Below are 23,414 nucleotides of genomic sequence, written 5' to 3' on the forward strand. Positions count from 1 at the left end.
TATGGATATTGAAGGATATGTGCGCAGGCATCTGGCTGGCGGGTGCCCTGATGAAGACCTGCGCATCCGACTCCGTGATCGGATCCTCGAGATAAAGGACCTCCCCTTTGAATACGCAGAGGCATTTGCACAAGCCGCAATCGAGGAAGTGAGACTCACCGAAGGCCTGAAAGGAGACCTCTTCACCTATGAAAAAGCTGGCGTCTCGATGGGAGAGTTTGGCGTCGGATCACGAGGCACCGGAGACTTCTACGCACACAGAAAGATCGCTCAGATCATCGGGGACACGGGTGCATCAGTCGGCGTATCAGAGATGGATGACGGCGGGGTTGTCCAGGCTGGCGGCCGGTATATCATTGCAACCGTCGACGGCATGCACTCCCGCCTCTCGGACTTTCCCTTCCTTGCAGGCTTTCATGCCACACGGGCAACCCTCCGCGACGTCTACGTGATGGGAGCAACTCCGGCCGGGCTCATCTCCGACATTCACGTCGCAGATGATGGCGATGTTGCAAAGATCTTCGACTATACCGCCGGGATCACAACCGTATCAGAGGCACTTGGCGTTCCCCTCATCGCCGGATCCACGCTCCGTATCGGTGGCGACATGGTGATCGGCGACCGGATGACCGGATGTGTCGGTGTTGTCGGGGTTGCAGATCATATCACTGCCCGGAGAAAGATCATGCCGGGCGATCTCTTCCTTATGACTGAAGGATCCGGTGGAGGCACAATAGCAACAGCAGCAATCTATTCGGGCAATGCGGAGTATGTGGACGAGACGATCAACCTCCATTTCCTCCGTGCCTGCGATGCCCTTGTTAAAGATCCAATCTTCCCTGAGATCCACGCAATGACCGATGTAACAAACGGAGGGCTCCGCGGCGACACCTACGAGATGGCTGAGACAGCAGGCTGCCGGATTCTCATTGAAGAGGAGAAGATTCGGACGCTCATCAACCCGCGTGTACTCACGCTTCTTGACACACTCGGGATTGATTACCTTGGCGTATCCATCGACGCGCTCCTTGTCGTTGTGCCACCAGAAGCAGCAGAACGAGTCCTCTCAGTCATCAGAAAAACCGGAGTTACCGTTGACATCATCGGCAGGGCAGAAGAGGGGCCGGCAGAATCCATTCTCCTCTCAAACGGAGTCGAGACAGATTTCTCACCGCAGTTTCGGGAAGCTGCATATACGCCTCTGAAGAAGGTTGTGGAAAAGCATTCCGGTGATTTTGAAGCGATGAAAAAGAATGTTGACCGGGCAGCAGATGCAGCACGGGAGAAGAAACAGCGAATACTGAAACGGCTCCAATAATTATTCCTTTTTTCCACTCACACAGACATTAAAGGCAAGATAGGGGATATGCGCCTCAATGAATGGCTCACAGCGCTGCGCAATTCCAAAGAGCCGTGGAGAGAGAGTGTAATGAGCAAACGAGCAGCGTGCTGAACTGACATCTACAAACCCAGCCTCTGAAAACATCTTTTCCATCTCTTCTCCGGTATAATAGTGTTCGCCGAAATCCCCCATTCCTATCTTATTATAGCCAAGACGCTCTCCAAGCCGGTAGAAAAACGGCACCATCCAGGTGAGCATATTCCAGGAGAGTGCACAGATCGCGATCCGGCCACCGGGTTTGAGGATGCGATATGACTCACGCAGCATCGCCTCTGGATCATGTAAGTACGTAAAAGCAAGCAGGCTTGCGACACTGTCGAATATCTCATCATCAAACGGGAGAACGTCAGCTGTCCCGACCAGAAATTCAGATTCCGGGCAGCGGAGACGGGCCATCCCCACCATACCCGGAGAGATATCGAGCCCGACTGCGCAACCGCCAAGCGTATGATAATGATCGATAAACAGTCCTGTACCACATCCAAGATCCAGAAGGAAACCCCTATTTGGGAGTCTATCAAGAACCAGTCTGCTGAGATGCTGATGGTACAGCCGCCCCTGCCGGAGATCATACCGCTGGTCATAGACCTCCGCAACTTCATTATAATGTGCCTGTACCTTTGCCCTGCTCATATCTTCAACTCCTCTAAGCTCGCTAAAAAGGCGTTTATCTGGAGATATTCATTCCCTGAGATCCCGAGATTTGAATCTGCTTCTGCAAGCAGGATGGTTGCCTCTGGATTGGTGCAACAGATCCTGAGTGAGCGATGGAGTACCCCGATCAGCTCCCTTCCTGAGAGACCATACTCGATCATCAGGCTCTCGGCAGTTTTGCGTGCAGTTCCCGGATCCCCACGTCTGACTGCATCCACTATCGCATCTCCAAACCGTGAGATCTCGGTATCATCAATTGACTCAGGATTAATCGGGGTGCCCAGCTCGACTGCAACCTGGAGATGCATAATCGCTTTTCTCAGATCCCCCCGCACAGCAATGGCAAGCAGTTCGAGATCTTCATCCGGGATCGCACCGCTTTTTCCTTCAGATGCAAGAATCTCACGCATTCGGGATGTAATAAGGCTGCTCTCTATTGGTAAAAATGAGAGGGGAAGAGTACGGGATCTGATTGGGTCGATTATTGCTGCCGGTTGGGTTGTCACAAAGATAAAACGGCAGGTGGCACTAAACCGCTCCATTGTTCTACGAAGGCCGTTCTGTGCATCCTGTGGGAGCGCATCAGCGCAATCGAAGACGATCACCCTGAAGTCCCGGTTCAGGGGCTTGAGTGAGGCATGCCACCTGACGATATGCTTAAAATTCGAGAGGACACTCTGGCCCTTCTGGTAAAGCGGGGTGAACTTCGGGTGTGACTCGAGGTACGCCCTCCCCTGTGAAAAGAGCGTCCCTGAAGAGATAACAGTCACATTCTCTGTGGAATAATCCCCATAGATCAGGGATAAGAAGCAGTCAAGCGCCGTTGTCTTCCCCGTCCCTCGGGGACCGGAGAGGAGAAGATGTGGAAACGATCCCATATCAGCAAACTGGCGGAGCTGGATTTTGATATGCTCCTCTCCTAAGATCCCCTCAAGCTCTTTGGGGCGGTACTTCTCTATCCAGAGCATCAGATTAACCTCTCCCTCATCTCTCTCAATGCATCTGCGAGGAATTTCTTGTTATCGATCGGGTCTGCAACCTCACTGAGATCTCCGGCACGTTCAGTTTCACAGAAAGCAGTGATTGCTGGCAGAGCACGGGTTAATTCATCAACTATCGTCAGTGTTGCAAGCCGGGCAGTCCGTGAGAGGGGATTTAAGTCGATTGCTATTACGATCCGCCCCATCTTCCTGAGTGCCTCACACCGATCGCCATCCTCAAGTGCAACAAGAATCAGATCCGCAGATCCGATGCCCTCAGGTAGGCAGAGGCCGCGATCATGAGCAAGCGGGACAAGCCGCTCACAGGTGCCCGTCAGTACCTTGACCCCGTGAGCAACAAGATGGTCGGTAACCTGCCGCATCCTGTCTTCTGTCCTATGGAAGAGATTCACCTCAACCGCTGCCCCGGTCACCTTCTGGAGATTCGCGATCTCCTGAGCAGCAAGTGCTGCGCAGTTCCCATTCACCGAGATGACCGGCCGCTTTGCAGAGATGATCAACTTCGCCGCAAGCCTTTCTGCCGCTGCCGCACTTTCTGTTGTCCTTTCTCCGATCAGATAGTCGAATGCTTCACCCCGTCCATGAGCGGCAAGTCCCTCCAGAGAGACAAGACCGCTTCTTGCTGCTGCAGCAAGCGCTTCCCGGACCGTAAGGGAACGGTACCGCGGGTGATCACGGGGGATCAACTCGTTACCTCCAGGATCTTCGGCCCTTCATCTGCTACCATTGTGGAATATACCTTTCCAAATTGTGAGAGGACTGCCCCGGCATCCTCCCCAATAGCAAACACACCTTCTCCGAGCATGGTCATGCTTGCCAGGATCCCGGCATTATCACATGCTGAGAGAATGGTATTTACCTGTTCGGTGATCAGACCTGATGATTCGGCAAACTGCCTTGAGAGAATGAAAAAATCTTCGATATCCCGCGGGCACCTGCCGGGATACGCAGCAGCAACACGCTCCATTGATGCAGGGGTAGAGAGCACGTTCTGTGTTGGGATTGGAGCGAGGCTGACGATCGCAACCGGCTCCATGCCAACATTGAGGCGACAAGTAACCCCGGTGATGCCGGGTGCGGTTCTGCATACAAGGCCGCCACCAAGCTCTGCTGCCACATCACCAAGCCCGTTTCCGCATTCCACCTCAATGCTGTGCGCAAGTTGGGCAATCTCCGAAATTCCCATTGAGAGGGAGAAGATTTTGTTAGCGGCCATGATAGTTGCGAGAAGAGAGGCGGCAGAAAGTCCAAAGCCTGATCCGATCGGAAGCGCAGATTCTGTAACGATGGTCGCAGTCACCCCAAGCCTATCAAGCGCCTCCTCGATTGGGGGGGAGCCGCGATTGGCCATCCCATCTGCAAGAACCAACACATCCGTGACTTCAGATCGTGTCACTGTTACCGTCACCCCATCACTGAGGACGAGTCCGGCACCTATGCTCCCGGTATCTTCAGGTCTCCCTCCGGTGATCCGGGAGAAGTACCCTGAAATATGACCGGGAGAGTACGCTTTCACAGACGCCGGCATATCTCGAAAGCCACCTCCTCTTTTGTTGAAACAGCGATGTCAGGTCCATCCCCCATGATCAGAAATGTCCCCGCAGGAGAACCCATGACAGAAGGGGGATTGGCAACAACCAGTGATGCCCCCCGTTTCAGAAGCTCTCGTCCGAGATCTTCAGCATCATCTCCAAGTTTAAATCCGATTGTCCTGATCTTCGGATCAGACAAGGCACGATCAATAATTTTAGGGAGAGGGCGCAGTATCATCTGTTGCTCACTACCTGATGGAATCTTGCCTTCCCTTTGATTGGGTGCATAATCCGAGATGGCAGCAGCACTGATATAGATTTCTGCCCCCAGATCAAGTTCTTTTTTAACCGCTTCCATCATCTCACCTGCTGTTTCCACTGAAATATTCAAAACAGCCGGGAAATGGCCGGCATGGATCACCGTCACCTCTGCACCAAGCCTGAATGCTTCAAGGGCAATTTCGCGCCCCATCTGCCCGGATGATCGGGTGGTAAGGACACGTACATCATCAAGAGGCTCCCGGCAGGCGCCACTGGTGATAAGGACCTTCTTCCCGGAAAGCGGCTGGCCGGACACCGCCCTCTCGCACCAGAGGACGATCTCTTCAATTGCGGCAACTTTTGCTTTTCCCTCCTCAATACGAGGTGGGATCACAAGAATCCCATACTCCTGTACGATCTCAAGGTTTCTCATAACCGCCGGGTGCCTGTACATTGAATGGTGCATCGCAGGAGAGAGGACAATCGGCTGGCCGCTTCCAAGTGCAGTCGTTGCAAAGGTTGTTACGGTTGTATCGTCGATACCGCAGGCGATCTTGCTGATCGTATTGGCTGTACAGGGAGCAATCAGGAGGAGATCGGCCGTCCTGTCATCCCCGCAATAGATCACATGCTCGACATGTCCGGAAATCGCCGTGATCACCTCCCTGCCGGTTGCATAGGTAAGGGCAGCCGGACTGATGATCCCCATTGCGGCATCCGAGAGCACAGCCTGCACCTCAGCACCTTTCCTCCGGAGCTCGTGCGCGAGCCGGACGCACTCGACTGCGGCAATACTGCCTGTTATCGCCAGCACAATCAGTTTCCCCTGAAGTGTCTGTCTCAACGAATCACCACATCCATAACGCTATGCCATATTCTGGGGGCATATTTCTTTATTCTATGCACTGTGATCTCTGCTTCAAATCCATCTTCAGATAACAGTGCCTTTATATGGTCACTATCCGGATTCACCGTATGAAGATGGATTATACTGCCATAATGAACATGCGGGGTCAGGCATTCAAGATAGTCCGCCGCATCAAAATGCCCCATGATCACGCGATCATATATTCCGGAGAGGAGATCCCGGCAGTCACCGCACGCCGGGACGACCTGATCAGATAGATCATTTTCCCGGATATTCCTGAGTAAATACTGATATGAATCGGGGTTCTTCTCCATCGCATGCACATATCCACCAGAAACAGCAGCAGGAAGAGTGAAGTAGCCGATCCCGGCAAACATATCTGCAATCCGCTCTTTCTTCCCAGACGATGAGACCTGGGATCTGATCCTATCTTTCTCACCCCGATTTCCCTGCGAGAACATCACCTTTGATGGATCGAGCCGGTATGAAATCCCGCATTCACGATGAAGAACCTCATGCGGCATGCCTCTGATCACTTCATACGAGGGGATGCGGAGCGAACCGGAATGTCCTGGAATAAAAAGGATGCATTCGGGCTCTTCACGGGAGAGGATATCATCAATATCATCTGGTGTGGGTCTCTTCCCGTGGAAGAGGATAGTATCCCCAAGCCGCTGGTATCCACGCCCCCGCCGGCGCCTGTCAGGGATGATAGTATCATAGGGTTCTCCCTCCTGCACAGGAACGTAGATGATATCGCCATCCCGGTACGGGCGATGTGACCGATCCACCCAGACGTACCCGGGAAGTGCAGAAAGTTCATCAGCTGAGAGGATTTTAGCACGCATCAGTATCCAACCAGAACGAGCGTATCAGCATCACGGAGAATGGATACAGCGCCACCTGCCTGCGTATGGCAGCCTTTCGGTGAAGGAATCTCAAGGGGGAGGTGCGTCTTTGGATCAAGGATACCAAGGGTATCCCCTTCATGGTAGGTCACCATCGCCTCCTCGGCATCACGGATATTCCCTATGAGACGAACGCTCGCATCATCACGGAAGCTCCTCGGCTGCATGGTAAGCAGGTGCTTTGTCCTGAGCGTGTTTCCATCGGATCCCGTGACCTGATAGTATTCATCCTTCATCACGACTACATCCCCACGGACGATTCTGGGGAGCCGGATTGACCATGTAACACGGTATAGCCGTTTCCCCTCTTTCTCACCGACAAGTTTCGGATGTGAGGTCGATTTTGCGCCAAAATACGATGATATGTCATTGACAATCGACTGCCCAAGACCAAGAGAAGAGACGATAATATCAACTCCATCCTTTGAAGAATCGATAGAGGAAACAAATGAGAGGCGATCACCTCCCTGCTGTGCGGTATCCTCAGCCTGCCATGCGATCTCAGCGGATCTTCTGCTCTCCCACTCGGTCAGGCGCCTCTCTTCCCCCCTGACCTGAATGATTCCCTCATAATAGCTTCCTGAGATCCGGCAGCACCGGTCACACTGTTCTTTGCCCCAGACGATCAGCACCTGAAAATCACCTTTGACAGGGATGCCATAACAGGTTCCGGATAATACCAGGTACGCCTTTGAGCGGTTGGAACTGATATCCCGGATCGTCATCTCCATCGCATGATCCCGTACATCAGGGTGGAACCGGATTCCATCGATGACAAGTGAGCGCCCCAGATCCTCCTTTTCCATCACAGAATCAGACCAGGTGCTGCCGACCTTGCGTGATCCACAGCTTGGGCAGAGGATCGTCTCAACCCGTGGCGACACTGTCACCCATTCGATCTCATGAAGCCGGCAGGGGCCGCAGAGCCCGTCTTCGGAGGGACGGCCACACCGGGGGCAGATGGTTTCTTTGATACTCATGATCTTCTATTGTATGAATTGTGCATGTGGAACAGATCCGATCATCAGGCATGACGACCTTTTGATACAGCCCAGTGATATGGCTATCTCAACAACCTGTGTTCCGATGATATTCGCATTGCCCGCATGTGTAAGAGCATGCCGTACCTCCTCTTCAGAGGCAGGCGTATCCCCATAAAAATCCCTGGTAACCGTAATCTCGATATCGCCTTCAGTAAGTGTTTTTCCAAGAAGCTCGCTGTCGCAGACGGCAACGACCTGCCCGCCTCCCAGCTCTCTGTGGATCTTTAAGAACATTATTTAGTATGTGGTGTCATGGGGCAAAAAGGATCGTTTCATATCAGAGGGAGATCTCAACACCATAGACCTCTTCGGGCACCTCTGCATGAATGCGCCAGATATCCTCTTCAGTAAATAGCCCTGATTCATAATACCTGAGTGTAAACCTTGGCACAGAACGGGGGCCGAGTACCGAGCCGGGACGGTCGCGTTCATCCATATAATCACTCTCCATCGTAAAGGCCCTGCCATCCCGTGCAGCGTGTGCAATGCCATCATGGTTTGCAATAAATGAAGGGTGAAGCGGTGTATCAGGTGTGGCGAAATGTTTTACCACTCGTGCAATAGGCATACCTGCTTTCTCTGCCATATCAACAACATCAGTACAGGGTCCGCTCTCTGCATGCAGCTGGACTGCACACCCGCATTCGGCGGCATGTTCAAGCGAGGCATATAATACCCGGTTTGATGCCTCCCATACGGCTGAATCAACCTCATAATGAGGACGGCCGCTTTTCAGGGCGACAGCCGATCCATTCCGGACATAGTCGGCCGCCAGTCCGAGTGCCCCGATCATCAGGGATTCGGCTTCCTGAAGACTCATCCGTTCGGTCATTTTCGTTATTTCCGCTGGATGAACACCGAGGATTGGGAACGCCACCACTCCCTCCCGGCAGCACTCCTCAGCAAGTGTGATTGTCTTCTGAAAGACCACGCGAAAATCTTCGGGCACGCCCGGCGTGATTCCATATGACCATGAGGGTTTTGTCACCAGGAAGATATGGGTTCCCCCGGAGCGGGCAAACTCTTTCACTGCCCTAATTCCAATTCCTCTCTCAGGATCGATATGGATATGATCATCTGTTATGGGAAAGCGTTGTTTTGGCATATCAATCGATGATAGACATCATAGGATAGCCGTTCTCATACCGGAGTGCAGCTGTACAGGTCGCATCACCCACGCGTGTTGAGATTGTAACAGCAAACATCCTGCCAGAAACTTCAGAATACCCAAACGGGTTCTCAAGCATAACAGATCTATCAAGCTCCACCTTCACTTTTGTTACATATGGCTGTAGGCTGACTGCCGATTCTATCGCTTTTTCAATTGATGCTGCTGTCTCCGGGGATACCGGAGTGCCGACGAACTGGTGGTAGAGGGCACCAAGTTTAATCGCCGCTTCAAAGACTGCACGTTCCCTGTCTGTTGGCATATTATCACCTATATTAATTTTATAAGCCCGTTACGAGGCGAGAGTGCCTCGCCACCCCTGAGAAGCGCCTCGATCTGCTTCTCGATCGAATCGCGGGCAAACCCTTTCTGAACCAGTATCTCCTGCACCTGTTCGATCCGGGCAGTCCCGCTTTCGTCCCCGGACTGGCGGATCGTCTCTTTAATACTCCGGATCAGATCCCGGCTCTGCTTGGATACACCTGTTACAATCTTATCGATATCAAAGGAGCCGGTCTGTGGATCATATGCTACTTTTCGTAAGCAGCTGTCAACAATCCGGATCACCCGGACAGCATCATCCCGCTCAATCGACATCGAAAGGCGCGTGCGTGCACTTGCTTCAGCCAGCCTGACGAGCGCTTCGAGCTGGCGTGCAGTTACCGGGACAGGCTTATCGGCAGATGCCAGGTTCCTGAGTTTCATATAATATTCAACAAGCGTTCCCTTTGCTTCTTCTGTTATGATCGGAAACGAATTCCGTTTTGCATAGGCGATGTACTTCCGGAAGAGCACCGGATCGATCTCAGGTGTAACCGGTGCGAGCTCGCGCTCGATATATTCCTCGTTGACGCCATCAATCGGATTTTTTTTGTGCTGCATGATCAGCTCGCCGACTGAATGAGCTTTTAAGATATGCAGGGCAATTGCTTCATCACGCTGTTTTTCAGGCTTATCGGTCATGATGAAGATCAGATCAAAACGCGACAGAAGCGATGGCGGCATGTTGATCTGCTCGGATATCCCGACATATTCATCAAATCGGCCAAGCTTTGGGTTTGCAGCACCGAGAAGTGCACACCGGGATTTGAGCGTCGCGGTGATTCCTGCTTTTGCAATTGAGATCGTCTGCTGCTCCATTGCTTCATGGAGTGATGAACGATCCTCTTTGGCCATCTTATCCATCTCATCGACTGCCGCAACGCCCATATCCGCCAGAACGAGTGCACCTGCTTCAAGTGTCCATTTTCCATCCCCAAACTCATCCTTCACCGCCGCAGCAGTCAGACCGGCTGATGTTGCGGATTTTCCAGAGGTGTAGATGCCCCGCGGAGAGAGTTTCACGACGTACCTCAGTAGCTGTGATTTGGCAATACCAGGATCTCCGACAAGAAGGACATGGATATCCCCTCGGAGTGTGCTCCCATCAGGCATCTCTTTTGCAATACCGCCAAAGAGCTGAAGGGACACCGCCTCCTTGACATCATCATTTCCATAGATCGTGGGGGCAATGGAATGGGCGATCTTTCTGTAGAGATTTGGATCCCGTGCGAGCTCAAGGATCTGTGCCTCATCCTCTTCAGTGATATTGACCTCTTCAAACTCCTTTTCCCCAAACTCTATCGAGTTGCAGTCGAGGTAAATATCAAATGTGGTGCTCTTTGTGCCGGAATTAACTCGCTGGATGGAACGAAGCACGCCATTGACGATGACCCGATCGCCTGGTGCGGCAAGCCCCGTCAGGTCATCTGTTGCATCGATATCAAGGATCTGTGGCTGTTCACCGCCACGGAGCCCTTCGGGGATCTCCTGAATCCTGATCTTCTGCGCATCCACAAATTTGGACTTAAGATGGATCAGTTCAAGCCTTTTATGAGTGCAATCAGCCATTCCACAGGATTCGGGTTCCACAAATTTTCCATATCCCTGTTCGCGCAGGGTCATGTGCCCTGAAGGGCACCGGAAGACAGCTTCGACGATCCGGGGGCGAACCTCGGTGGTCTTCCGGATAATTCCTTCAACCGATACGAAGGTATTCATCTGTTCGGAACGGATATCACGAACCAGCGTTTTCCGCGGGAGGTTGATAAACCTGATATTCATCCGCGGGATGATCTCATGGGCATCTTTTCGTGCAAGAAGGTTATGTGCCCGTAATGCATCACGGACCTCGGCAAAGACCTTATTTGGGTAGGAGAGGAGCTCATCGGCAAGCCTGACACCACTCTTTCCAAACTTCTGCAATGTCTCGTAATTGATGATCAGGGATCGTTTATAGGGAAATTCACGGCCGATGGTGCGGATCTCCTGTTTATATTTTTTTGAGAGGAAATCCGCCCATTCCTTTGATTTATCGACGACTTCCACGTCAAATGATTCATCATCGATCAATGTTGATCAATCCCTCTCTGCCTCAATGCTGAGAGGACAAAACGTGCGATCATCGCTTCCATCTGAAGATCGCCCTGTGCCCCCTCCGAAATCCGAAAGTCCGCTTCACCGATATGGTCAATCAGCTCAACTTTCAGCATACGATCAAGCTCCATCGCAACCAGGTGCCGGTAACACTGGCTGAGAAGTTCATTTGGTGCAATACCACGTTCCCTGATAAGTGACGAGAGATGCCGTTCTGCACCCTCGAAATCCCCGGATAAAGAGAGGGTGAGAAGAGATGCAATCTCCTCGGGTTTTGCGGCAGCACTGATCTCGTAGATCTGCTCTTCCGTGATATTCTGTGTGACAACAGCAGCACCCTGGAGCGCATTAATCGCCTTTCGCATATCTCCCTGTGCAACATAAACGATTGCATCCCCGGCTTTGGGAGTTACCGTGATGCCCTCAAGTGCAGCTATTCGTCGAACCTCTTCCTTCACATCATCTGAGGTGAGAGGCCGGAACCGGTAGAGTGCGCACCTGCTCTGGATAGGATCGATGATCTTTGTTGAGTAATTGCAGGAGAGGATGAAACGGCAGCTCTCAGCATAATTTTCCATTGTTCTACGTAATGCCGCCTGTGCATCTGTTGTCAGCGCATCCGCCTCATCCAGAAAGAGGATCTTAAATGAGGCATTGCCCATCGGGGAGGTTCGGGCAAACTGCTTGATCTGGTTCCGTACAACGTCAATACCCCGTTCATCAGAGGCATTCAGCTCACGGAAGTTCATCCGCCAGTCTTCACCAAAAAGTTCACGTGCAAGAGCCACAGCCGCGGTTGTCTTCCCCACTCCCGGGCTGCCAGTAAATAGAAGATGAGGAAGGCTTCCCCGGTTGACATAGCTTTGCAGACGCTCTACGATATCCCTATGGCCAACCATATCTGCTAACCGTAATGGCCGGTACTTCTCGATCCAGATCCCGTGGATATCCTCCATGCATGATCATTAGATCCCACCTGATGAAAAGGATACGTTCCATCGATACCCTGATGCCTCACGCAGTTGACATAATGAGACAATGGCATATGCAATCAATCCTGTCGGCTGGGTCTTCGCAGACGAGCTCCACCGTGCAGAAAGGGGAGATAATGGTTTTATCACGCCTACCGGAGCCAGTCTCCACCGCCTCTTCCAAATCGGCGTCCTGACGGAAGTGCATGTGCAGAATAGCCGTGCGGTTGAAGCACGGATGAGTGATCCCACCGGAGGAATCGCGATCTCGGTGAACCGCTCATGCCCGCTCGTTGCCGATCTTCTTGCCGCAACAGAACCGCCTGCATTTGTTGCCATCTCAGGTGAGCTCTCACAGCGTGGACGCGAAGAGATCCGCGTGATTGCGGATTCGTGCAAGGTGGTGGAGCGGGAAGATAGGGATCGGTTCGTCCACCTATGCGCGGAAGAGACATTACAAAGGCTTGAGCAGAGAGGCTCTCTCTCTGACGAACAGCGGGAGATAGCTGAGATGGTGCAGAAGGCGCTGAAGGTGGTCAGCGGACAGCCGATAGTACAGCTGGGTGGAGCTGATGATAAGGAAGAGATGGTGCGCTTCATCGTTGAGCTTTCAGGACCTAAAGGGGCTCAGCTCGATGAGGTGATCCGGCGTGCAGATGAAGCGGGGATCAACGAGAATAAGGCAAAGGCAGCCTTAATCGCTCTCCTTGAAGAGGGAGACTGCTATATGCCGACAAACAGCATAATCAGGCTTCTATGAAACCACGGTTTCTTCCAGGGGGGCCGGCACTCCTGATAAACCGTTCGATCTCAATTCTCGTTCTTGCGGACATCCATCTCGGTGTTGAGAGTGCACTCGATTGCGCCGGTTGGCACCTGAAGAGCTATACAGACAATCGGCTCCAGCGGATCCTCGCCTGTATCGATGAAGCCGATCCCGATCTTCTGGTTATCCTTGGCGATTTGAAGCATTCTGTGCCACGGATTACCTGGCAGGAGCATACGGAGCTGCCAAGGGTTCTTGATGCAATCAGGCGGCAGGTAGATCTCAGGCTTCTTCCAGGAAACCATGATGCCGGGATCGAACGATATATGGAACCAGAAGAGATCCTGAATAAGAATGGGGTAATAATCGACGGAACCGGGTACCTTCATGGCCATACCTACCCTTCACCGGATCTTGCAGGGCACCTTATTGTTGCAGGCCATCACCACCCTGTCCTCCACCTCTATGATGAGGTTGGCTGTTCCCTTAGGGGTACTCCGGCGTACCTGCTTGCAGAAGTAGATGAGGGGCAGCTCCGCATGGATTCGGTATCATCATCCACACGGCTCCTGCTTGTACCTGCCTTTTATGAGTATGCAGGCGGGATAGATATCAGAACAATCCCCGAGAGTGGTATATCACCCCTTTCCCGGAGCATCAGGATAAACACTGCAGAGGTGTTTCTTCAGGATGGAACCTACATCGACACCCTCGGATCACTCAGATCCGATCCACATTATCGCCCTTCTGCATGAGCGGATCAGGTTAGCCCTTGATAAACGGGGGTTTACCGATCTCTCAGAGATTCAGCTTCGTGCTATCCCTCCCCTGTTGCTGGGTGAGCACCAGATCCTCATCGCACCGACAGGAACAGGCAAGACAGAGAGTGCGATGCTCCCGATATTCCACTCCCTGCTCACAATGAAGGATCGACGCGGCTTTTCCGCCCTCTACATCACCCCGCTCCGCTCACTGAACCGGAATATGCTCTCCCGCCTCACCTGGTGGTGCGGAGAGCTCGGCTTATCTGTCGGTGTCCGGCATGGCGATACCACAATTGCAGAGCGGCGGAAACAGGCACTTAAACCTCCCAATCTCCTGATCACGACACCCGAGACAATCCAGTCGATGCTGATGGGATCCCGCCTCAGGCAGCATCTGGCGGGGGTTTCCCATGTGATCGTCGATGAGATCCACGAGCTTGCGGATGGAAAACGGGGGGTGCAACTCGCTATTGCGCTTGAGAGGATCTGCGAGTATGCGGGTGAATTCCAGCGGATCGGAATTTCGGCAACCGTTGGAAATCCTGAAACGGTCGGTTTATGCCTCTGCGGTGAGCGGCCGTTTTCAATTGTCGAAGTTCCGGTTGCCTCCCGGCTCTCACTCCGTGTGGTCTTCGGGGGTGATCGATTTGATTCACAGGTTGAGATGATTGAGGAGGCAATAGAGAAGACCGGGTCATCACTTGTCTTTGTCAATACCCGATCGGTGGCAGAAGCAATCGGCCACCACCTTATCCCACGCGGCGATGTCGAGGTGCACCATGGATCGCTCTCAAAGGAGGTGAGAATAGATGCTGAGGACCGGTTCTCAAAAGGATTGATAAAAACCCTCGTCTGCACAAGTTCGATGGAGCTTGGGATCGATATCGGGCATATCGATCATGTAATCCAGTTTGGATCCCCCCGTGATGTTGCACGCCTGATCCAGCGGGTTGGGAGGGCCGGGCACCGAATCGACCAGATTTCACGGGGAACGATCATTGCGACCGGATTCGACGATCTGCTCGAATCTCTTGTCATTGCACGGCGGGCGGTGATGAACAGGACCGAACCGGTTTCCCCGCCACTCTGCCCTGCTGATGTGATCGCAAACCAGGTCGCGGCAATCGCGGTTGAGCGGGGCGAGTGTGGGATTGGGACTATTCAGAAAATCCTCTCACGGGCATGGCCGGTATCAGACTGTAAAGGGCTGCTGGATGACTGCATCAACCGGATGGAGGAGCACCGCCTGATCCGAAGAGAAGGGGATCTATTGATAAAAACCGGTCGTGCCCGGAAATACCTGACAACAAACCTCTCCATGATCACTGATGAGCGGAAATTCCGGATCATCGATTATGTTACCCGGAGGACTATCGGTACCCTTGATGAGTCCTTTGTCGTTGGCTGGATCCATACCGGGGCTGTATTCATCACACGGGGCAGGCTCTGGCGGGTGCTTGAGGTGCTCGAGGATGCAGTAACCGTTGAGCCTGCGCCAAAGAGCATGGGTGAGCTTCCATCATGGGAGGGGGAGCAGATTCCGGTTCCCTTTGAGATTGCAGAAGAAGTAGGGCAGCTCAGACGGATGAGGAATTTCACCGCATATGGGGCAGACGAAGCATCTGTTACATATATTAACAGGATCCTCTCGGAGATGGAGAAGAACAGGACTCCTGTTCCAACCGACCGCCTGGTGATGCTCGAGCATTCGAAAGAGGGGGTGATTGTGAATATCTGCGGGGGCCATAAGGCAAATGAAGCCCTCGGCCGTGCCCTCTCCATACTGGTTTCAGCACGATTTGGAACGAGTGTCGGGATTGAGGTGAATGCATACAGGATATTCCTCCGGCTGCCGAAGACAGTCGGCGCAACTGATATCAGTGAGATTCTCTTTTCGCTTGAAGGAGAGCATGTCGAGGCAATTCTCAGGATTGCGATGAGAAAGACCGCGCTTTATAAATGGAAGCTGGTCGGCGTTGCCAAGAAGTTCGGGGCGATCGATTCTGATGCCGAATATGATAAGATCAGCCTCCACCGCCTAAGCGAGCATTTTGATGGAAGCGTGATAGAACAGGAAGTATACCGGGAACTCTTCAGCCGGTACATGGATACAAAGGCAGCAGGCGAAATAATCTCCCGGATACGGACAGGAGAGACCGAGGTGAGGATTGGCCCGCTCTCCATTATCGGATCTGAAGGCCTCTTTTCATCACGAGACCTGATAGCACCGCCGGATATGGATCAGGCGGTGATTGCGGCATTGAAGCGGCGCCTTGATGCGCAGGAGGTGATCCTCGCCTGCATGCATTGCCGGAGCTGGAAGAAGAAGACCATTGTTGAGCGGATTGAAGAGCACCCCGAGTGCCCGAAATGCAATGCCCGGCTCATCGCAGTGGTCAAGCCGTATGAGGAGGAGAATATTCAGATATCGAGGAAAAAGAAGAAGACCCCACTTGATATGGAAGTCGAGAAGCGGATGCTCAAATCTGCAAATATGGTTCTCTCAAGTGGCAAAAGAGCAATTATTGCCCTTGCAGGACGAGGTGTCGGGCCGGATGCGGCATCGCGTATCCTCAGCTCTCATGCAAAAGGCGATGGATTCTATAAAGAGATTCTGAAAGCCGAGAGGAAGTATATTACTACCCATCGGTTCTGGTAAAAAAAATCAGAGGATATCTGCAAGATGCTGTTCAAGCACCTCAAGACCTGCCCTGACATCCTCCAGGTTCTTGCCACCTGTAAGAATTACTTTTCCTGATGAGAAGAGGAGGGCAACGATCTTTGGATCGGCAATCCTGTATACGAGCCCCGGGAACTGTTCGGGTTCATACTCGATATTCTCAAGCTGGAGTGTGATGACAACTTTATTCAGGTTGATCGGCTTGCCCATATCATATGAGCAGACGATATTTGTGACATTGACGTCGGGCACCTCATGTGTTGTGATACCTGCACTCTTGAGTGACGAGATGATTAAATCAAGCCCTCTCCCGAGATCGCTTTCATTCTTGATGCCGGTGAGCACGACTTTCCCGGATGAGAAGATGAGCGAAGCCATCTTCGGATCCTTAATCCGGTATACTGCACCCGGGAACCGCTTCGTATTAAGCTCGCACCCTTCGATATGCTCAGAAATTGCCAACAGATCGATTGAGTCGGCGATGACACCGGAGGCCACGATATTTTCGATCTTTAATGAGTCGTACTGTTGATCTGCCATCTTCGTACATTTAAAGCTTTTCAGACCATAATAATGTTGGAGAACCTTTATGGTACTGATCTGATCGAGGATTTTTGCACCGTATTTTCCCTTATTTTGTATCCATTAAAAAGAGGCACGCGAGTGATATAAATATTAGTTATAAATATTGTTTAATCGTTTTATGAAGCCCGGAGATGGATCGAATGCCATAAATGGAATCATGACCAAATATCACCGTTTTTATGTCCGAAGATGCAGGCAACAATATAGAGAGCAGGCAGACGGTCGCCGACTGGACCCGAAATCTGCCGGAATATGCTCAATCGACATCTGATTTTGCGATTCAGGTGCCAGAATTTTTTAATTTTGCATTTGATGTGGTAGATGCATGGGCTGAAAAAGACAGGAATAAACTCGCGCTGATCTGGACAAACCAGAAGGGTGAAGAGAAGAAGTTTAGTTTCTGGGATATGAAGACGCTCTCAAACGAGGCGGCAAATATCCTCCTGAAATATGGGATTAATAAGGGAGACCGGGTCTTTGTGATGCTTCCCCGGATCCCGGAGTTCTGGATCCTGACGCTGGCGCTGATGAAGCTCGGAGCAGTCTTTGCACCGGCACCGACGATGCTGACGACAAAGGATCTCATCTACCGGATTAATGCGGGCGACTTCAAGATGATCATAACCGATTCCGAGAACGCCCCCAAATGTGATGAGCTATCAGACCACTGTCCGTCACTTGTCCAGAAGATGGTTGTTGACGGTGAGCGTAACGGCTGGATCAGCTATCCCTTTGAATTGAGCTATCCGGCACCGGTGGCACGGAAGCTTGTCCATTTCAGAAGCCTCAGGAGAACCCTCCCGACCGATCCGATGCTGATCTTCTTCACCTCCGGGACAACCGGAAATGCGAAGATGGTGATCCATGAGCAGAGCTATGCCCTTGGGCACATTATCACTGCCCGCTTCTGGCATGATCTCAGGGAAAACGATCTCCACTTCACCGTATCTGATACAGGCTGGGCTAAGGCGGCGTGGGGTAAGTACTTCGGCCAGTGGGTCTGCGGATCGGCAATCTTTGTCTATGATATCAGGGGGCGGTTCAAGGCAACCGAACTCCTTCCCTTAATCGAGCGGTACGGGATCACAACGTTCTGCTGCCCTCCGACGATCTACCGGATGCTGATCATCGCAGATCTCAGGAAGTTCGATTTCTCAGAGCTCCGCCACTGCTGTTCGGCGGGAGAGCCCCTCAATCCCGAGGTGATCCGCATCTGGAAGGATGGAACCTGCCTTGATATCTATGAAGGGTATGGCCAGACCGAGACAGTCTGCTGTATCGGGACCTTCCCCGGCATGAAGCTGAAACCCGGTTCCATGGGGAAGCCCGCCCCCGGCTGGAATATCCAGCTCCATGATGATGACGGGCAGATGGTGCCTGATGGTGAAGAGGGGAGGATCGCGGTCTCCCTCAATCCCCGGCCGGTGGGTCTCTTCCGGGAGTACCTTGATAATCCCGAAGCAAATGCCGAGTCGTTCCAGAACGGATTTTACTATACCGGAGATAAGGCATACAAGGATGAGGACGGGTACCTCTGGTTTGTGGGCCGCGATGATGATGTGATCAAGAGCTCCGGATACCGGATCGGCCCCTTCGAGGTGGAATCTGCGATCCTCGAGCACCCGGCTGTCCAGGAGGCCGCGGTCGTAGGCACCCCGGATCTGATCAGGGGTGTGATTGTAAAGGCGTTCATCGTCCTCCATAAGGATGTGAAGCCTTCTGAAAAGCTCGTAAAAGAGATCCAGAACCACGTGAAGGAGACGACAGCCCCCTACAAGTACCCGCGTGCGGTCGAATTCGTTGACGAGCTGCCAAAGACGATCTCAGGCAAGATCCGCCGCTCCGAACTCCGCGATCGCGAGATGGCAAAGGCAGCAGATCAGGGCGAAGATACAATAAGGAAGAAATAGGGAACGGGAGGGAAGAACCAGGGGGACATTCCGGGTCCTTTACTCCGTCCCCATCCACTTCCAAACCCATTATCGAGCAACACGTTATTTACAGAACAGTACTTCCAATCCATCTCTTCGGGATCGAAAGTGGACATATTTATACCCGATGAAGTCAAAGAGGTAAGAGCACAGGCGCGAGGGTTGCCGAGCCAGGTCAAAGGCGATAGGTTCAGGGCCTATTCTCGTAGGGGTTCGCCGGTTCGAATCCGGCCTCTCGCATTTCCATTTTCGAACGCTTACCTCTCCTTACTCTTCTGTATATCCTTTGCGAATTTGGCTATAGGTTTCCAGCGTTTTTTCTTAAGTCGAGCGAGTCCAATTTCAGCTTTCTCCTGTTCGAAGGCGAGTTCCCGCATCAGGCGTTGATAACTATCCAGCCGTGCTGCCTGAAGGAGTCCGTTTTGTACGGCTGCCTTCACCGCACAGCCCGGCTCCTCTTCATGCTGGCAGTCTGAAAACCTGCATTCTTCTGCCAGTTCGAGAATATCCGGAAAGGTATCGGCGATACCTTCAGATGCACAGCCAATGCCAACCTCCCGCAGGCCCGGATTGTCAATCATGAGTGCGCCGCTCTTCAGGATGAAAAGCTGGCGGACTGTCGTAGTATGGTGGCCTTTTCCATCATATTCCCGGATGTGCGAGGTCTCCTGCACCTGATTTTCCAGGAGGTGATTAATGAGTGTCGATTTTCCTACGCCGGATGATCCGATAAGGGTGATCGTTTTTCCCGGCAACAGGTATGGATCAAGCCCTTCAACTCCCTCCCCGCTCATAGCACTGATCGGGATAACCGGAATATCTGAAGAGATTGAATGGATCTCATCAATCAGGATAGACGGATCATCAAGAAGATCGGTTTTATTCAGCACAACAACCGGACAGGCACCGGATGCATGGGCGATCACCAGGTAGCGTTCGATCCGGCGGAGATTGAAATCATGGCCTGCTGCGGTGACGATGAATATATAATCAATATTTGCAGCAATAACGTGATCAGAGCTCTCCCTCCCGGAAGCCCCTCTTGAAAAACGGGTCTTCTGTGGGAGGATATCAACGATTGTCAGAGTTTTAGCCTCTGGGTGGCTGAAAAGAACGACAAAATCACCAACTGCAGGATAGCGCCCAAGCTTACGCATGGCTCCGGATAATCCGGCGGTGACCTCTCCATCTTCAATAAGCAGATCAAATACCGTTTTCTGCCGGCAGGCTACCCGACCCGGCAGGTACGGGCCATTGTACTTTGAAAATGCTCTTTCGAACTCTTCAGTCCAGCCGATCTCTTCAAGGGTATGGATACGTTGGGGATTGCATGGTGAGGATGATTTACTCATAGAATGACCAGTAATCTTTCAAATGCATTGATTGGGAAGCGCAATGTGCTTTGTGGTTGTAATATGAGACTGAATACAACAGCAAATAGCTATTACTCCACAATGCCATAATTGCTCCTTACTTCAAATACGAGAGTGGAAGAAATAATGAAATTTCAAGTAGTTGTTCGGGAAGATCCGGAAGATGGAGGCTATAATGTCAGTTGCCCGGCAATCCCCGGATGTCATTCACAGGGTGAAACGGTTGAAGAAGCTCTTGAAAATTAAAAGATGCCATTGTCGCCTGTGTTGAGGTTCACAATGAAGTTCTTCTTCGAACGAAAAGTGCCCGGGTTGTGGAAGTGACACTCTGAATACACCAAAATACCAATCCCAATAAAATTGTTCTCTGTCTCGATCTCCTGCCGACGCACATTGACGAAGTTGTATCAGAAGTCAAAGATACTGTCTTTGATCCGGTATAACCCCTGCCGCTTACTCCCGAGGAGGGGGAGTTCCTTTTCGATCAACCCAGGCCGGGTCATCGCCTAAAGTAGGGGTAGAGATAGCGGGCGTCCATACCACAGAGATGTGAGATTGTGCCAGCAGATGTATTCCCTATGGCAAGGGCATTAAAATCGCCTGATAGGTCTTCAGCTTCCGAAATTCCTGTGAAAGGAGGTAGTAGGGCTACCGGTAGAAATACCCATACCTGTTGAAGAACTCACACTCAACGAAACTGGCATAGTCAGCATAGTCGCCTGCCTTGAGAAGGTACTTGGGAATTCCTCTGATAGTAAGGTGAATCTTAAGGGCATCCTTAAAGGAGATGGTGAGGAGAAAGGTTCGGCTATCAAAGAACCTGAGGGCTCCATGGAGCATATCACGAGTTCTCCTGACAAGGCTGCGTGCCGGGGTGGAGAAAACAGCTTACCTGATTGCGTTGTTCTGAGCACATATTTCTCCATTCAAAAGTGAATCGTCCCCAGTTAATTGGGGAGTACCGAGAGCAATAGCTCTGTCTTTTCAATTGGTTGTGAGTTTTCTGGAAAGGAAAACTGATCTTTTATGAGGACAATGTCAGGTATATCGAGCAGGCAGGTGACATATTCAGTGCTCGATATGGAGATCTGATAAAACAAACGATACTGAATTTCATCCCATCAGATCAGGAGTGATGGTGTTTTGACAAACTCCTCGGAGATATAAATTAGAAGTAAAATTTATGTATAATAAGACCTACATACACGAATATCAATTAAAATGGAGGGAAACATGCCATATTGTGAGAAATGCGGGAGTAAAATCAAAGAGACGTCAAACTTTTGTCAAAATTGCGGTACAAAAGTTGAATTTCTCTCGGAAATTCCATCTGAAAAGAGAACTGAAGAACCCAAATCTCAGACATATGCAGAGGAACAGATAGTTCAACAGAGCCAGGATCATGAGAAGACCCCTCCACCACCACGGGATAGAGTATCTACTCCATTCTCTCCTGTCGTTGAAGAAACTCAGAATTATAATATGCCAGATACAACTCAACCACAGACAATCCGGAATCAATGGATTGCACTTATCATCTCTTTATTCTTCCCAGGGCTTGGGCAGGTCTATGTAGGTCAGTTGCAACGCGGTCTCATATTCCTCGCAGCCACGATGATCATCTCGATCATTCTAGGGGCTCTTGCTCTTGTGCCATTATTATGGGGTATGTACGATGCATATTCCATTGCAAAGAAAGTGAATAACAGAGAGGGAGCATATATTCCAAGCCCTGCAACCAACTATATTATCTACTTTGTAGCATGGGTAATATTCCTCATCCTCGCTGCTATAATACCTGAGATCCTCTTCGGGAGCAGCACATTCTCCGACTCGATCGACTACTCATACTACCCGAGTTTCGATAACCCGAGGATATGAACCATATGATACATTACGCAAAAGGGATGCTGGAGCGACAATCAATCGGAGTATTACGATGAAGCTGGCAGGAAGGATTTCCGGTCCTCTAATACTCTCATTCCCATTGATAATTCTTCTTGTATCAAGTGGGTGTTTTGGGGTCTTCGGGACATATATCGAACAGGGAGGGATCACAGAACATGTCGAGACACTTGATGGTACGTATCTCCTCGAAGGTACAACTAAAGATTATGGATATCTGCTTTTCACCCCGGATGGAAGATGGCAATTCATTGATGAGGGCGATATAGTCTATGTGGGCCAATATATCGTCATCAATGATCGTGCATACATTACAACAGGTAATCAGGCTTTAGATGTTGATTCAGCAGAAGAATATTTTATCCTGAAGGAAGGAGGAGATGCCTTGGTCGATAGTGATGGATTTGAGTGGAGGAAAGACGAAGTTTCATCTCATGTTCCAGAAACCACTGCACCTTATCAGACTCCGGTTGAGATAGGAACGCCGGTTGCAACATCTTCACCAGTAGATAATGCTACCACCCGGAATCTGCCCAGAACACCTGATCCGATACTGGAATATCCGAAAGAATTAAAGAGCGTCGTCTTCACCCTTATTGCTGAGCCGAATATCCCGGCAGAAAAGCTAAATATCGGTGTGAAGATCGACTCACGCAGGTCGGGGGATGAACAAATGGAGAGAGATCAGAAAGATGTACCGCTTCAAAGGATTCGTATAACCTTTTTTGCATATAATATACAAGATACTGAAGAGGAGTTCATGCCACGAACCTTTGCAGAGATCTATTACTCCGATATACCATATGTGACGAAGCACCATACAATTAACCCAGATGTGATCGAGTCAAAAGGGGTGGATTTACCAATAGATTCTGCAAGAGGATTTCTCAACGTCAGAAAACCCTATAATTATGGAGCTATCATTGAGATCGTTGAAAACAAACCCGAATGAAATTGAGGGTTTTGTACCTGCTCAGACTGTTCTGAAAGGATACCGGAACGGGAACAACAGGTTAGATATCGGTGATATTGCAAAGGTCGCCTACATGGCAATCGGGCTTGTTGAAGAAGAGCTCCGTGGTGATTTCTCCTATGACGGCACAGTGAAGGCAGCAGACGCCGCCCGGATCGCGTATTACTATGTCGGGCAGATCCCGATCTTGTAAAACCAGTAAAAAAATTGAGTG

At 51.2% G+C, this 23,414-nt stretch carries 24 protein-coding genes and 1 tRNA gene; 10 read left to right on the plus strand and 15 right to left on the minus strand.

Features of this window, described 5'->3' with window-relative positions; all coding sequences use genetic code 11:
* The first annotated feature begins 1 nt into the window (after position 1).
* Positions 2–1,318, plus strand: a complete 1,317-nt coding sequence (locus FTO68_RS08320) for an AIR synthase-related protein (RefSeq protein ID WP_255332929.1) — start codon at positions 2–4, stop codon at positions 1,316–1,318.
* Here FTO68_RS08320 and FTO68_RS08325 read toward each other — a convergent pair whose 3' ends face one another.
* From FTO68_RS08325 to FTO68_RS08380, 12 genes are read right to left on the minus strand one after another with little or no spacing between them, the layout of a single operon-like run.
* Positions 1,319–2,035: a class I SAM-dependent methyltransferase gene (locus FTO68_RS08325; protein ID WP_255332930.1), complete on the minus strand. Its 717-nt coding sequence runs from the start codon at positions 2,033–2,035 to the stop codon at positions 1,319–1,321.
* Positions 2,032–3,024 (minus strand): DNA polymerase III delta subunit-related protein, encoded by a 993-nt coding sequence (locus tag FTO68_RS08330; protein WP_255332931.1) that lies wholly within the window; start codon positions 3,022–3,024, stop codon positions 2,032–2,034. Before FTO68_RS08330 ends, FTO68_RS08325 begins: the two co-directional genes overlap by 4 nt.
* Positions 3,024–3,743, minus strand: coding sequence for a 4-phosphopantoate--beta-alanine ligase (locus FTO68_RS08335; protein WP_255332932.1), 720 nt, complete (start codon positions 3,741–3,743; stop codon positions 3,024–3,026). The genes FTO68_RS08330 and FTO68_RS08335 overlap by 1 nt, the downstream gene beginning before the upstream one ends.
* Positions 3,740–4,585, minus strand: coding sequence for a GHMP family kinase ATP-binding protein (locus tag FTO68_RS08340; RefSeq protein ID WP_255332933.1), 846 nt, complete (start codon positions 4,583–4,585; stop codon positions 3,740–3,742). The genes FTO68_RS08335 and FTO68_RS08340 overlap by 4 nt, the downstream gene beginning before the upstream one ends.
* A complete protein-coding gene (coaBC, locus tag FTO68_RS08345) occupies positions 4,570–5,694 on the minus strand; it encodes a bifunctional phosphopantothenoylcysteine decarboxylase/phosphopantothenate--cysteine ligase CoaBC (RefSeq protein ID WP_255332934.1) in 1,125 nt (374 codons plus the stop codon). Before coaBC ends, FTO68_RS08340 begins: the two co-directional genes overlap by 16 nt.
* Complete coding sequence (locus FTO68_RS08350; protein ID WP_255332935.1) at positions 5,691–6,566, minus strand: class I SAM-dependent methyltransferase; 876 nt, start codon at positions 6,564–6,566, stop codon at positions 5,691–5,693. The genes coaBC and FTO68_RS08350 overlap by 4 nt, the downstream gene beginning before the upstream one ends.
* Positions 6,566–7,606, minus strand: a complete 1,041-nt coding sequence (locus FTO68_RS08355) for a 60S ribosomal export protein NMD3 (RefSeq protein ID WP_255332936.1) — start codon at positions 7,604–7,606, stop codon at positions 6,566–6,568. Before FTO68_RS08355 ends, FTO68_RS08350 begins: the two co-directional genes overlap by 1 nt.
* Positions 7,607–7,612: 6 nt before the next feature.
* A complete protein-coding gene (locus tag FTO68_RS08360) occupies positions 7,613–7,903 on the minus strand; it encodes a DUF424 domain-containing protein (protein ID WP_255332937.1) in 291 nt (96 codons plus the stop codon).
* Between the two features lie 43 nt (positions 7,904–7,946).
* Positions 7,947–8,774: a TatD family hydrolase gene (locus FTO68_RS08365; protein WP_255332938.1), complete on the minus strand. Its 828-nt coding sequence runs from the start codon at positions 8,772–8,774 to the stop codon at positions 7,947–7,949.
* A 1-nt stretch (position 8,775) separates the two neighbouring features.
* Positions 8,776–9,099 carry a dihydroneopterin aldolase family protein gene (locus tag FTO68_RS08370; RefSeq protein WP_255332939.1) on the minus strand — a complete coding sequence of 108 codons (324 nt, stop codon included), beginning with the start codon at positions 9,097–9,099 and terminating at the stop codon, positions 8,776–8,778.
* A gap of 8 nt (positions 9,100–9,107) precedes the next feature.
* Complete coding sequence (locus tag FTO68_RS08375; RefSeq protein ID WP_255332940.1) at positions 9,108–11,228, minus strand: minichromosome maintenance protein MCM; 2,121 nt, start codon at positions 11,226–11,228, stop codon at positions 9,108–9,110.
* A complete protein-coding gene (locus FTO68_RS08380; RefSeq protein ID WP_255332941.1) occupies positions 11,225–12,208 on the minus strand; it encodes a replication factor C small subunit in 984 nt (327 codons plus the stop codon). The genes FTO68_RS08375 and FTO68_RS08380 overlap by 4 nt, the downstream gene beginning before the upstream one ends.
* A gap of 82 nt (positions 12,209–12,290) precedes the next feature.
* On the opposite strand from FTO68_RS08380, the gene FTO68_RS08385 reads away from it, so the two are divergent.
* Genes FTO68_RS08385 through FTO68_RS08395 form a run of 3 tightly spaced genes read left to right on the plus strand, consistent with a single transcriptional unit; the run spans position 12,291 to position 16,412 of the window.
* Positions 12,291–12,983, plus strand: a complete 693-nt coding sequence (locus FTO68_RS08385; RefSeq protein ID WP_255332942.1) for a hypothetical protein — start codon at positions 12,291–12,293, stop codon at positions 12,981–12,983.
* Positions 12,980–13,744: a metallophosphoesterase gene (locus FTO68_RS08390; protein WP_255332943.1), complete on the plus strand. Its 765-nt coding sequence runs from the start codon at positions 12,980–12,982 to the stop codon at positions 13,742–13,744. Before FTO68_RS08385 ends, FTO68_RS08390 begins: the two co-directional genes overlap by 4 nt.
* Positions 13,680–16,412, plus strand: a complete 2,733-nt coding sequence (locus FTO68_RS08395; RefSeq protein WP_255332944.1) for a DEAD/DEAH box helicase — start codon at positions 13,680–13,682, stop codon at positions 16,410–16,412. Before FTO68_RS08390 ends, FTO68_RS08395 begins: the two co-directional genes overlap by 65 nt.
* A gap of 6 nt (positions 16,413–16,418) precedes the next feature.
* Here FTO68_RS08395 and FTO68_RS08400 read toward each other — a convergent pair whose 3' ends face one another.
* Positions 16,419–16,973, minus strand: a complete 555-nt coding sequence (locus tag FTO68_RS08400; RefSeq protein ID WP_255332945.1) for a TATA-box-binding protein — start codon at positions 16,971–16,973, stop codon at positions 16,419–16,421.
* 224 nt (positions 16,974–17,197) lie between these two features.
* Here FTO68_RS08400 and FTO68_RS08405 point away from each other — a divergent pair, with 224 nt between their 5' ends.
* Together FTO68_RS08405 and FTO68_RS08410 are read left to right on the plus strand one after the other, a co-directional pair.
* Positions 17,198–18,928: an AMP-binding protein gene (locus tag FTO68_RS08405; RefSeq protein WP_255332946.1), complete on the plus strand. Its 1,731-nt coding sequence runs from the start codon at positions 17,198–17,200 to the stop codon at positions 18,926–18,928.
* A gap of 176 nt (positions 18,929–19,104) precedes the next feature.
* Positions 19,105–19,189 (plus strand) — tRNA-Leu (locus tag FTO68_RS08410).
* A gap of 17 nt (positions 19,190–19,206) precedes the next feature.
* On the opposite strand, the gene rsgA is transcribed toward FTO68_RS08410, so the two are convergent.
* On the minus strand, positions 19,207–20,301 hold the full coding sequence (rsgA, locus tag FTO68_RS08415) for a ribosome small subunit-dependent GTPase A (protein WP_255332947.1): 1,095 nt from the start codon (positions 20,299–20,301) through the stop codon (positions 19,207–19,209).
* Positions 20,302–20,448: 147 nt separating this feature from the next.
* On the opposite strand from rsgA, the gene FTO68_RS08420 reads away from it, so the two are divergent.
* Complete coding sequence (locus FTO68_RS08420; RefSeq protein ID WP_255332948.1) at positions 20,449–20,568, plus strand: type II toxin-antitoxin system HicB family antitoxin; 120 nt, start codon at positions 20,449–20,451, stop codon at positions 20,566–20,568.
* A 402-nt stretch (positions 20,569–20,970) separates the two neighbouring features.
* Here the strand turns inward: FTO68_RS08420 and FTO68_RS08425 are convergent, their stop codons facing one another.
* Positions 20,971–21,162 carry a hypothetical protein gene (locus FTO68_RS08425; protein WP_255332949.1) on the minus strand — a complete coding sequence of 64 codons (192 nt, stop codon included), beginning with the start codon at positions 21,160–21,162 and terminating at the stop codon, positions 20,971–20,973.
* Positions 21,163–21,555: 393 nt separating this feature from the next.
* Here FTO68_RS08425 and FTO68_RS08430 point away from each other — a divergent pair, with 393 nt between their 5' ends.
* From FTO68_RS08430 to FTO68_RS08440, 3 genes are read left to right on the plus strand one after another with little or no spacing between them, the layout of a single operon-like run.
* The gene (locus FTO68_RS08430) at positions 21,556–22,203 is read left to right on the plus strand and encodes a zinc-ribbon domain-containing protein (RefSeq protein WP_255332950.1); all 648 of its coding nucleotides are present in this window, start codon (positions 21,556–21,558) and stop codon (positions 22,201–22,203) included.
* Between the two features lie 58 nt (positions 22,204–22,261).
* Positions 22,262–23,179 carry a hypothetical protein gene (locus FTO68_RS08435; RefSeq protein ID WP_255332951.1) on the plus strand — a complete coding sequence of 306 codons (918 nt, stop codon included), beginning with the start codon at positions 22,262–22,264 and terminating at the stop codon, positions 23,177–23,179.
* Positions 23,160–23,393: a hypothetical protein gene (locus tag FTO68_RS08440; protein WP_255332952.1), complete on the plus strand. Its 234-nt coding sequence runs from the start codon at positions 23,160–23,162 to the stop codon at positions 23,391–23,393. Before FTO68_RS08435 ends, FTO68_RS08440 begins: the two co-directional genes overlap by 20 nt.
* Positions 23,394–23,414: the final 21 nt, after the last annotated feature.

Source organism: Methanocalculus taiwanensis (genome assembly GCF_024372745.1).
GTDB classification, from domain to species: domain Archaea; phylum Halobacteriota; class Methanomicrobia; order Methanomicrobiales; family Methanocorpusculaceae; genus Methanocalculus; species Methanocalculus taiwanensis.

Coding starts and splice junctions, on each gene's coding strand:
- FTO68_RS08320 (WP_255332929.1), top strand. CDS start 2: ATGGATATTGAAGGATATGTGCGCAGGCATCTGGCTGGCGGGTGCCCT.
- FTO68_RS08340 (WP_255332933.1), bottom strand. CDS start 4,585: ATGCCGGCGTCTGTGAAAGCGTACTCTCCCGGTCATATTTCAGGGTAC.
- FTO68_RS08425 (WP_255332949.1), bottom strand. CDS start 21,162: ATGCTCCATGGAGCCCTCAGGTTCTTTGATAGCCGAACCTTTCTCCTC.
- FTO68_RS08420 (WP_255332948.1), top strand. CDS start 20,449: ATGAAATTTCAAGTAGTTGTTCGGGAAGATCCGGAAGATGGAGGCTAT.
- rsgA (WP_255332947.1), bottom strand. CDS start 20,301: ATGAGTAAATCATCCTCACCATGCAATCCCCAACGTATCCATACCCTT.
- FTO68_RS08360 (WP_255332937.1), bottom strand. CDS start 7,903: ATGTTCTTAAAGATCCACAGAGAGCTGGGAGGCGGGCAGGTCGTTGCC.
- FTO68_RS08330 (WP_255332931.1), bottom strand. CDS start 3,024: ATGCTCTGGATAGAGAAGTACCGCCCCAAAGAGCTTGAGGGGATCTTA.
- FTO68_RS08380 (WP_255332941.1), bottom strand. CDS start 12,208: ATGGAGGATATCCACGGGATCTGGATCGAGAAGTACCGGCCATTACGG.
- FTO68_RS08350 (WP_255332935.1), bottom strand. CDS start 6,566: ATGCGTGCTAAAATCCTCTCAGCTGATGAACTTTCTGCACTTCCCGGG.
- FTO68_RS08385 (WP_255332942.1), top strand. CDS start 12,291: ATGGCATATGCAATCAATCCTGTCGGCTGGGTCTTCGCAGACGAGCTC.
- FTO68_RS08355 (WP_255332936.1), bottom strand. CDS start 7,606: ATGAGTATCAAAGAAACCATCTGCCCCCGGTGTGGCCGTCCCTCCGAA.
- FTO68_RS08435 (WP_255332951.1), top strand. CDS start 22,262: ATGAAGCTGGCAGGAAGGATTTCCGGTCCTCTAATACTCTCATTCCCA.
- FTO68_RS08400 (WP_255332945.1), bottom strand. CDS start 16,973: ATGGCAGATCAACAGTACGACTCATTAAAGATCGAAAATATCGTGGCC.
- FTO68_RS08325 (WP_255332930.1), bottom strand. CDS start 2,035: ATGAGCAGGGCAAAGGTACAGGCACATTATAATGAAGTTGCGGAGGTC.
- FTO68_RS08370 (WP_255332939.1), bottom strand. CDS start 9,099: ATGCCAACAGACAGGGAACGTGCAGTCTTTGAAGCGGCGATTAAACTT.
- FTO68_RS08405 (WP_255332946.1), top strand. CDS start 17,198: ATGTCCGAAGATGCAGGCAACAATATAGAGAGCAGGCAGACGGTCGCC.
- FTO68_RS08390 (WP_255332943.1), top strand. CDS start 12,980: ATGAAACCACGGTTTCTTCCAGGGGGGCCGGCACTCCTGATAAACCGT.
- FTO68_RS08395 (WP_255332944.1), top strand. CDS start 13,680: ATGGAACCTACATCGACACCCTCGGATCACTCAGATCCGATCCACATT.
- FTO68_RS08365 (WP_255332938.1), bottom strand. CDS start 8,774: ATGCCAAAACAACGCTTTCCCATAACAGATGATCATATCCATATCGAT.
- FTO68_RS08430 (WP_255332950.1), top strand. CDS start 21,556: ATGCCATATTGTGAGAAATGCGGGAGTAAAATCAAAGAGACGTCAAAC.